Source organism: Pseudoalteromonas sp. SWYJZ19 (assembly GCF_015864375.1).
Taxonomy (GTDB): Bacteria; Pseudomonadota; Gammaproteobacteria; order Enterobacterales; family Alteromonadaceae; genus Pseudoalteromonas; species Pseudoalteromonas arctica.
Genome location: NZ_JADYXI010000013.1, coordinates 149,904 through 159,707, shown reverse-complemented (window position 1 = coordinate 159,707; position 9,804 = coordinate 149,904). Strand labels below are relative to the sequence as shown.

The 9,804-nt window shown below is 41.4% G+C and carries 6 protein-coding genes and 2 rRNA genes; 5 read left to right on the top strand and 3 right to left on the bottom strand.

Translation table 11 applies throughout. The features are described from left to right. From rrf (I6F45_RS14095) to glsB, 3 genes are all read left to right on the top strand, one after another. Nucleotides 1-113, top strand: a 5S ribosomal RNA gene (gene rrf / locus I6F45_RS14095); the annotation flags it as partial. Between the two features lie 62 nt (nt 114-175). Further along, nucleotides 176-290 (top strand): 5S ribosomal RNA (rrf, locus tag I6F45_RS14090). Between the two features lie 537 nt (nt 291-827). Continuing rightward, nucleotides 828-1,751: a glutaminase B gene (glsB, locus tag I6F45_RS14085; RefSeq protein WP_007584683.1), complete on the top strand. Its 924-nt coding sequence runs from the start codon at nt 828-830 to the stop codon at nt 1,749-1,751. Between the two features lie 37 nt (nt 1,752-1,788). Here the strand turns inward: glsB and I6F45_RS14080 are convergent, their stop codons facing one another. Beyond that, nucleotides 1,789-3,093 carry an inosine/guanosine kinase gene (locus I6F45_RS14080; protein ID WP_010554383.1) on the bottom strand — a complete coding sequence of 435 codons (1,305 nt, stop codon included), beginning with the start codon at nt 3,091-3,093 and terminating at the stop codon, nt 1,789-1,791. A gap of 178 nt (nt 3,094-3,271) precedes the next feature. Here I6F45_RS14080 and tadA point away from each other — a divergent pair, with 178 nt between their 5' ends. Further along, the gene (gene tadA / locus I6F45_RS14075) at nt 3,272-3,787 is read left to right on the top strand and encodes a tRNA adenosine(34) deaminase TadA (protein ID WP_101162827.1); all 516 of its coding nucleotides are present in this window, start codon (nt 3,272-3,274) and stop codon (nt 3,785-3,787) included. A gap of 2 nt (nt 3,788-3,789) precedes the next feature. On the opposite strand, the gene I6F45_RS14070 is transcribed toward tadA, so the two are convergent. Both I6F45_RS14070 and mltF read right to left on the bottom strand, forming a co-directional pair. Continuing rightward, complete coding sequence (locus I6F45_RS14070; RefSeq protein WP_007584688.1) at nt 3,790-3,957, bottom strand: hypothetical protein; 168 nt, start codon at nt 3,955-3,957, stop codon at nt 3,790-3,792. Nucleotides 3,958-4,120: 163 nt separating this feature from the next. Next, nucleotides 4,121-5,647, bottom strand: a complete 1,527-nt coding sequence (mltF, locus tag I6F45_RS14065) for a membrane-bound lytic murein transglycosylase MltF (protein ID WP_197120088.1) — start codon at nt 5,645-5,647, stop codon at nt 4,121-4,123. 211 nt (nt 5,648-5,858) lie between these two features. Here mltF and purL point away from each other — a divergent pair, with 211 nt between their 5' ends. Continuing rightward, nucleotides 5,859-9,749, top strand: a complete 3,891-nt coding sequence (gene purL, locus I6F45_RS14060) for a phosphoribosylformylglycinamidine synthase (RefSeq protein ID WP_197160839.1) — start codon at nt 5,859-5,861, stop codon at nt 9,747-9,749. Nucleotides 9,750-9,804 lie beyond the last annotated feature (55 nt).

Sequence of the window (9,804 nt, the reverse complement as noted above, 5' to 3'; positions counted from 1 at the left end):
TGGTGACAATAGCGTTTTGGACCCACCTGATTCCATGCCGAACTCAGTAGTGAAACGAAACAGCGCCGATGATAGTGTAGCATTTGCTATGTGAAAGTAGGACATTACCAGGCTTCAAATTCAGTCGAAGGACTTTAATCTTAATAATTAAAATAAGAAAATTGAAAAGAATTTTCTTGGTGACAATAGCGTTTTGGACCCACCTGACTCCATGCCGAACTCAGTAGTGAAACAAAACAGCGCCGATGATAGTGTAGCATTTGCTATGTGAAAGTAGGACATTGCCAGGATTTAATTAAGAGAAACCCGTTATAGCAATATAACGGGTTTTTTGCTTTTTGAAATTAGTAAAACTCTGCATACTAAGAGACGATACGATTAATAATAGTGTAGTATTTCACTGTGACTCTCTACCGCTGTGGGCACTACGACATCCTACTGCGTAGCGCACCGACTTCACATTGTAGAGCGCTCGAACTTAAGATTCGGGCTTTTTATGTCTGCAGAAAAGTGAAAAACACGCAATTAACACACACTCACATCAACACCTATCACGTAGGTCGGGCGAGCGTAGCGACTCCCGACGCTAAAATCATAAAAATCTCCGCTCGACAATGAGTTCGTAGCATTTGCACTGTGACTCTCCACCGCAGTGGGCATCATGACATTACCAGGATTTAATTAAGAGAAACCAAATACAGTAATGTGACGTTTTTTTCTATTTAAATTTAGTAAAATCTCACCGTTAAATTCGACAACAAAACTAGGTGCACTTAATCGCGCGTGTTAAAATCCAATTTTTATGAATGACGATATAGAGGTCTAGATTGCCTACAGCTGATTACCAAAAGGTGCTTGATGAAATAGCACATGAAGTACGTCCTTTATTATCACAAGGGAAAGTAGCTGATTATATACCGGCGCTTGCCGAGGTTGATCCGGAACAATTTTCTATCGCTATTTATACAACTGATGGTGAAACTGTATGTGCGGGGGATTGTTCTCAACGCTTCACTATTCAATCAGTTTCTAAAGTTATGACACTTACTATGGCACTACAGCGTTATGGTGATGAACTTTGGCACAGAGTCGGAAAGGAACCCTCAGGTACAGCCTTTAACTCGCTTACACAGCTTGAGTTTGAAAAGGGGATTCCTCGTAACCCATTCATCAATGCAGGCGCAATTGTAACGTGTGATGCGTTATACAGCCGCTTATCTGCGCCAATGCATTCTATGCTCGAAACTTTCAGGTTATTAGCTGGTAATAGAGGCATAGTAATTGATAAAAAAGTCGCTAATTCAGAGTATGAGTTCAGGCACCGAAATGCTGCTATGGCACATTTAATGAAGTCATTTGGTAATTTTGAAAACGAAGTTGATGATGTTTTGTGGGCTTACTTTAACTTTTGTTCTATTGAGCTCAACTGTATTGAATTAGCAAAAGCTTATAATTTTTTAGCTAATAAAGGTGTTGATAATCGATCGGGCAATCGTGTTTTAAGTAGTCGTCAGAATAAACAGCTTAATTCGCTTTTATTCACGAGTGGTTTATATGATGCTGCGGGTGATTTTGGTTACAGAGTGGGCATGCCAGGTAAGTCGGGAGTGTCAGGAACTATTTTAGCTGTGTTACCAAATAAGTTTACTGTAGCTGTTTATTCTCCGGGGCTTAATTCGTTTGGTAACTCCGTTGCAGGAATAGCAGCATTAGAACTGCTATCTAAAAAGCTCGATATTTCTATTTTTTAGGAAATCGATAGGGAGCAATAATTGCTCCCACCGTTATTTATTGTTCCCAATAAACTTGTTCTAAACAATCTTCACGTTCAGGTAAACCACGAGATAAACGCGGAGAGTGCTGAACTAATACTTCATAGCTCGCTCGGTTAGCATATTTACTAATTTGCGATAGTGACGAGTAAGTAATAGCTTGTTGCTGATGTTTAGCTGAGTTTGCCACATTAAGCTTATGGTAAACATTCGCTGACAAATCATGTAGTACAGCCGCAAGTGCGCAGTCACCTGCACCATTGGTGTTTTTTATTGAATCAGGTCCACCCATAAATGGGGCCGTATGACTGTATGCTCTGATAGGTTCATCACATTCATCTTTGCGCATAGCGCGTGAAAATTCGTAACGGTTAAAATCAGGTATGGCGCCTGGTAGTAACGGGTATTCGGTTTCACGCTTTAAGCTTTCGTCTACGTAGCCGGCCATAAATAAGCCTTTTTCGCCAGCGGTACAAATAACTAAGTCTACCCAATCAAGTGCTTTATCAGCAGCTAGAAGAGGATCTTCAAAACCTGTAATAGCTAAACCTTCTTCTTCGTTCATAGCAAGAATATCAACATGCTTTTCAACAAAGTTTGCCCACCAAGTAGGGTCTTGTTCAATTAAGAACTTAGTACCGAGTGTTAGCACAACTGGCACACCTGCGTCATTAGCGTATTTTACCGCTTGCATAGTGGCTTCAGTCATTGTTTCGCTACCTTGAGTACGCATAAGATAGGCACTAATCACTAACGCTGATGAATTCTCAATAAGGTCTTTATCGATAGATTCAGGACGTAAGTGATTCATTAGGCCTGCACTTATTGCAAAAGTACGCTCACCGGTTTCATCAATTAATGTAAAACAACGGCCTACAGGCCCATCAACTGGTTGAAGGTAGTTTAAGTCTACACGGCTTGAGGTATTACATAAAAAACGGTAAGCGTAGCTACCTATTTTTATATTTTCGCTCATTACGCCTAATAAAACTGAGCGATCATCTGCAAGTACAGAGTAGTTGTGCATAGTGTTACCAATGGTTCCACCGGCAAACTCAAAATCAACCATATTGTTTAATTTTAAACGATCGTATAAGGCGTTTGTTGTATCGCTATCAATAACTTGCGACATCCCTCTACGTAGTTGAAATTCGTCAAGGAAAGCTTGATCAACTTTTGCCTCTATATCAACAACGATCTGATCGATACCCGTAATATAACTACGTTGTAATCGCTCTGTTGCGTTAAGTTGATTGGTAAGTGGATCTTTGGCTTCCACTGGAAAATAATGTTTATGCCTGCGGCGTCCAGGAAATTTCATTTGCTACCCGTGTTGTGAGCTAAATAAAAAAAGCGTGAGATTATAGCGTAAATCAGCACGAGTGAGCCATTACAAACGGGTAAATATTGTTTTATTTTTGGAATAAAGTAATGAATGGCGCACTTTAGAGTGCTAACTAGGTATAATTACAGCATAAAAGGTTATTTAAGTAGAAATAATGAACGAACCATTTGATGATTCCTACTGGATGGAACAAGCGCTTTTGTATGCAAAGCAAGCAGAGCTGCTTGATGAAATTCCGGTTGGAGCAATTGTAGTCAAAGATAACCAGCTAGTTTCAGTCGGGTATAACCGCTCAATAACGGATAATGACCCATCTGCCCATGCCGAAATGATTGCAGTGCGAGAAGCTGGAAAAGTCCTTAACAATTACCGCTTAATTGATTGCACCCTATACGTAACGTTAGAGCCATGTTCTATGTGTGCGGGATTGTTAGTGCATAGCAGAATAAAGCGTTTAGTATTTGGAGCAGTCGATGCTAAAACAGGGTCTGCGGGTTCAATTATGAATTTATTACAAGAGCCTAAGTTAAATCATCAAGTTGAGGTGTGCGGTGGTGTTTTGGCACAGCTGTGCGGTGATACTATTTCGAATTTTTTTAAACGTAGAAGAGCGCAAATTAAAGCAGCTAAGAAAGCTGCTCGTGATGAACAAATAAATAAGCCTAACTAGAGTTAACTAGCGATTGGCTCTATTTCTGATTCGGCCATTTGCTGCATAGCAAACATTCGGCGACGCCAGATGATTTTTTTGTGTAGTTTTCGCAACATAACACGACGACGTGTGGCCGTTGAATAAATGACATTGCGTTTTAATCTTTGTGTGCGTCTACGTTTTAGCATGTTTTCTCCTAATGCAAGAGTGAGAAAGGCACGGGTATATCTTATAAAATAATAATATACAATTAACACACATTAGTGATCATTTGGTGACAAGTAAACAGATATTTAATTTACTTAAATTTTGTTTACTGACATGCTTCAAAAACGGATACCTATATTAATCTTAGTTATTATTTTCACTTGATTGTTCGGGTTCGATTATAGGTTGTTGTTTTTCTGTTTGAGCTTCATCTGCCTTACTTTTTACTTCACTTTTCACTTCACTTTTTTCGTTTAGCTTTAGCTTTAGCTCAGTATCAGTGCTCAGCTCTGTAATTGGTTCTGGTTCAGGCGTTTCGGCAATGGCATCATTCTCATCTAACCAGACAAGCGCATCGTAATAACGGCGTATATTATCGACATACTTAACTGCCACATCCCCACGAGCATAACCGTAGCGAGTTTTACGGTAATAGCGCTTTTTAATTAATAGCGGTAGGCGTTTTTTTACATCAGCCCATTTGTCAGGACTTGCACCTTGCTGTTCGGTAATTATACGTGCGTCGTTAACGTGCCCCCAACCTACATTGTATCCGGCCAAAGCAAGCCATGTGCGGTCGGGTTGCGGGATACGGTCAGGAATACGTTTAATAAGCTTGCTTAAGTATTTAGCGCCACCACGAATGTTTTGCTCTGGCTCTAATCGGTTAGTAACACCCACTTGTTTGGCTGTACTGCGAGTTAGCATCATGATGCCGCGCACACCTGTTGGTGATTTAGCGCGAGGATTCCACATAGATTCTTGATAGCTTAGTGCTGCTAATAATCGCCAGTCAAGGCTACCTGCATATTGTTCAAACCATGGCTGGTATGTTGGTAAGGTTTCTTTAATTGCTTCGATATAAGCAAGGGTATTTACATAATTAAATTGGCGTACGTGACCAAAATACTTTTCTTCGAGTACGTAGAGCTGGTTACTTTGCTTAACGTCACCAAAAAATGGCACCAATAACGCATATAAAGAGTCGTCATCTGATTTATTGAGTATCCATGCAATAGGGTCGTTATGGCTAACTGAAAAACCGATGCTTAAATTGGGGTGATAACGGCGAAACAACGATAATGTATGTGTATCGGCTAGGGTGTAATCTATCTCGCCATCAATAACCGCTTGAAGTAATTCTTCTTCATCAAACTCTTCGCTCTCTATCCAGGTAAGGTCTGGATTGTTCTTCTTCATTTTTTGTAGAGTAAGCGAGTGGCTACTTTTAGCTATAACAGTAAAGTTACCGTCTAAATCGTCAAACTCTCGAGGACGAACGCGACCTTGCTTATAAACTAATTTTTGGCTAATTGTTCTGTAAGTTGGCCCAAAGCGGTATTGCTCTGCACGGGTTTTATTATAGGTAAGTCCTGACGCTATTAAGTCTAAATCACCGCTTTCAAGGCGTTCAAACATGTCAGATAAGTTAAAGAAAGGGACTATTTCAAGCTCTACACCTAAATATTCAGCGAAGGCTTGAGATAACTCATATTCAAAGCCTTGCTCACCTTGAACGGCTTGATAATAATTACTAGCACTCGCAAGGGTACCCACACGTATTTTATTGTGTTCTTTTATTTGGGCGAGTTGAGTTGGCTGCTCTTGCATATCGCATGCACATAACAGCATAACTAAAGTAATGATTATTATTAGTTTTTCTTTGAACATTGAGTGCCCCTTAAGCTCGCCAGTCACCGTTATAGCAAAACTAAGCCATCGCGTCACTTTACCTTTTATTTTATTAACCAAAAGAGGCTATAAATAAAGCTAAAAAGTTAATTTTATGAAAAGCGTAATTTTGAGTTAAATCTGAATGCTAATTGGACTATAATGCGTGCCTAAAATATCGTTCAATCCCTAACCCCGGATGAAATTACCTATGTTGATCCTTCGTGGTGCACCAGCACTGTCAGAGTTCAGAGTTAATAAAATTTTAGCGCGTTGCCAACAATCGCAACTTCCAGTCACTAACGTATACGCCGAGTATGCTCACTTTGCCGATTTAACATCGCCGTTGAGTAGCTCCGAGCAAACCAAGCTTGAAAAACTATTAACTTACGGTCCAACTATTGCTGAGCATACCCCAGCCGGCAAACTTGTACTTGTTACACCTCGCCCAGGTACCATTTCACCTTGGGCATCTAAAGCAACCGATATTGCCCATAACTGTGGTTTAAAACAGGTTCACCGTGTTGAACGCGGTATTGCTTATTATGTTGAAGGTGACTTAAACGCAGAACAACTTGCACAAGTAATTGCGTTATTACACGACCGTATGACCGAAGCCACGCATAGTGAGCTTGAAGATGCTGCACAACTGTTTCGCAGTGATGCACCGCGCCAAATGTCGTCTGTTGATATTTTAGGTGGCGGACGCGAAGCATTAGCAATAGCCAATGTTGAGCAAGGTTTTGCCCTTGCTGATGACGAAATAGATTACTTGGTAGAAAACTTTATAAAGTTAGGACGTAACCCTAACGACATCGAATTGTTTATGTTTGCACAAGCAAACTCAGAGCATTGTCGCCATAAAATATTTAATGCTGACTGGACAATTGATGGAAAAGAGCAGCCAAAATCGCTGTTTAAAATGATTAAAAATACGTTTGAGTTAAATCCTGAAAATGTATTGTCGGCGTATAAAGATAACGCGGCAGTAATGAAAGGCTCAAAAGCGGGTCGCTTCTTCCCAAATGCGCAAGGTGAATATGCGTATCATCAAGAAGACATTGAAATACTAATGAAAGTTGAAACGCATAACCACCCAACAGCTATTGCCCCATTCTCAGGTGCGGCTACAGGCTCTGGTGGTGAGATTCGCGATGAAGGCGCAACTGGTCGTGGCTCTAAGCCAAAAGCAGGTTTAGTTGGCTTTACTGTATCAAACTTACGTATTCCAGGTTACGAGCAACCATGGGAAAGCGATTTTGGTAAGCCGAGTCGTATTGTTAACGCGCTTGATATAATGACAGAGGGACCACTAGGTGGCGCTGCATTTAATAATGAGTTTGGTCGTCCTAACTTATTAGGCTACTTCCGTACTTACGAAGAAAAAGTAACAAGCCATAATGGCGAAGAAGTACGTGGTTACCATAAACCCATTATGCTTGCCGGTGGTTTAGGTAATATTCGCTCTGATCATGTTCAAAAAGGCGATATTCCTATTGGCGCTAAATTAATTGCGCTAGGTGGACCTGCAATGAACATTGGTTTAGGCGGTGGTGCTGCATCAAGCATGGCTTCAGGTCAATCAAACGAAGATTTAGATTTTGCTTCAGTACAACGCGAAAACCCAGAAATGGAACGTCGTTGCCAAGAAGTTATCGATAAATGTTGGCAGCTAGGTGACGAAAACCCAATTGCATTCATCCACGATGTAGGTGCTGGCGGTTTATCAAATGCGTTCCCTGAGCTTGTTAATGATGGCGGACGTGGTGGTAAGTTCCAATTACGTAGCATTCCTAACGATGAGCCAGGCATGGCACCACACGAAATTTGGTGTAATGAATCACAAGAACGTTATGTACTCGCTGTTGGCGTAGAGGACTTTGATCGCTTTGAAGCAATTTGTAAGCGTGAACGTGCCCAGTACGCTGTTATTGGTGAAGCAACCGCTGAACCTCACTTAACAGTGTCAGACAGCCATTTTGAAAATAACCCTGTTGATTTACCGCTGGACGTATTATTAGGTAAAGCACCTAAAATGCACCGCGATGTAACGTCAAAGCAAGTTGTTGGTAAAGCGCTTGATACTACATTAATAAATGCAGCAGATGCAGCGCAGCGCTTAATGCGTTTACCTGCCATTGCAGAAAAAACATTCCTAATCACAATCGGCGATCGCTCAGTTACGGGTTTAGTAGCACGCGATCAAATGGTCGGTCCTTGGCAAGTACCTGTTGCTAACTGTGCAGTAACTGCGGCAACGTATGATACTTACCACGGTGAAGCTATGTCACTTGGTGAGCGTACTCCTGCAGCATTACTTAATTACGGTGCATCTGCTCGTTTAGCTGTAGCTGAGTCGTTAACTAATATTGCCTGTGCAAACATCGGTAGCCTTGAAAACATTAAGTTATCGGCAAACTGGATGGCAGCAGCGGGTCACCCAGGTGAAGATGCTGGTTTATACGAAGCTGTTAAAGCCGTAGGCGAAGAGCTTTGTCCTGCGCTTGGTTTAACGATTCCAGTGGGTAAAGATTCTATGTCGATGAAAACGACATGGAAAGATGAAGGTGACTCACAAGAGAAGTCAGTAACGTCGCCGCTTTCACTGGTTATAACTGCGTTTGGTCGTGTTGACGACGTACGTAAAACAGTCACTCCACAACTACGCACAGATAAAGGCGACACATCGCTTATATTAGTTGATTTAGGTGCGGGTAAAAACCGCATGGGTGCATCAAGCCTTGCGCAAGTTTATAAGCAATTAGGTGATGTAACACCTGATGTAGATAGCCCAGAGTTATTAAAAGGCTTTTATAACGCAATGCAAGCGCTTGTGGCCGATAGTAAGTTACTTGCTTATCATGACCGCTCAGACGGTGGTTTATTTACCACGGTTGCTGAAATGGCGTTTACGGGTCATACCGGTGTAACGGTTGATTTAGCAGCTTTAACAGGTTCAGACATTGAAGCACTTTATAACGAAGAGCTAGGTGCCGTAATCCAAGTAGCAAATGCTGATTTAGATGCAGTAAATGCGGTGTTTGAACAACATGGTATAGTAGCAATTAGCCACAATATTGGCACGCTTAACAGTGACGATACGATTATATTTAACCGTGGCGAAAATACGGTACTTAATCATACGCGTACTGAGCTTCGTACTATTTGGGCTGAAACAACGTATCAAATGCAAGCACGCCGTGATAACCCTGAGTGTGCTAAGCAAGAGTTTGATGCAAAGTTTGATGCAAAAGATCCAGGCTTAAACGTAAAACTAAACTTTGATTTAAACGAAGATATAGCTGCACCATACATTGCAACCGGTGCTAAACCGCAAATGGCTATTTTACGTGAGCAAGGTGTTAACTCTCATTTAGAAATGGCGGCTGCGTTTAATCGTGCTGGTTTTGCTGCCATTGATGTACACATGAGCGACATTTTAGAAGGTCGTTTAACGCTAGAGCAATTTAAAGGTTTAGTGGCATGTGGTGGTTTCTCATACGGTGACGTACTTGGTGCGGGTGAAGGTTGGGCTAAGTCTATTTTGTTTAACGATATGGCACGCGATCAGTTCCAAAACTTCTTCCACCGCGAAGATACCTTTAGCTTAGGTGTATGTAACGGTTGCCAAATGTTATCAACATTAAAAGAGTTGATCCCTGGCACTGAACATTGGCCGCGCTTTGTAACTAATAAATCAGAGCGTTTTGAAGCACGCTTTAGTTTAGTAGAAATACAAGAAAATCCGTCTGTGTTCTTTAACGGAATGGCTGGCTCGCGTATGCCTATAGCGGTTTCTCATGGTGAAGGTCATGCTGAGTTTGCAAACGATGCAGCCACTAAAGCGGCGCTTAATAGCGGCACTGTAGCGGTTAAGTTTGTAGATAACTACGGTAACCCTACTACGCAGTACCCAGCTAACCCTAATGGATCTCCAGAAGGTATTACAGGTATTACGTCAACTGATGGTCGCGCCACTGTAATGATGCCGCATCCAGAACGTGTATTCAGAAGCGTTGCCAACTCTTGGCATCCTGATGAGTGGATCGAGGATAGCCCGTGGATGCGTATGTTCCGTAACGCACGTAAAAATGTAGGTTAATTACATTTGCGTTTATACAAGTTAGATTCATAATCTTACTGTAAAATAAAAAAGG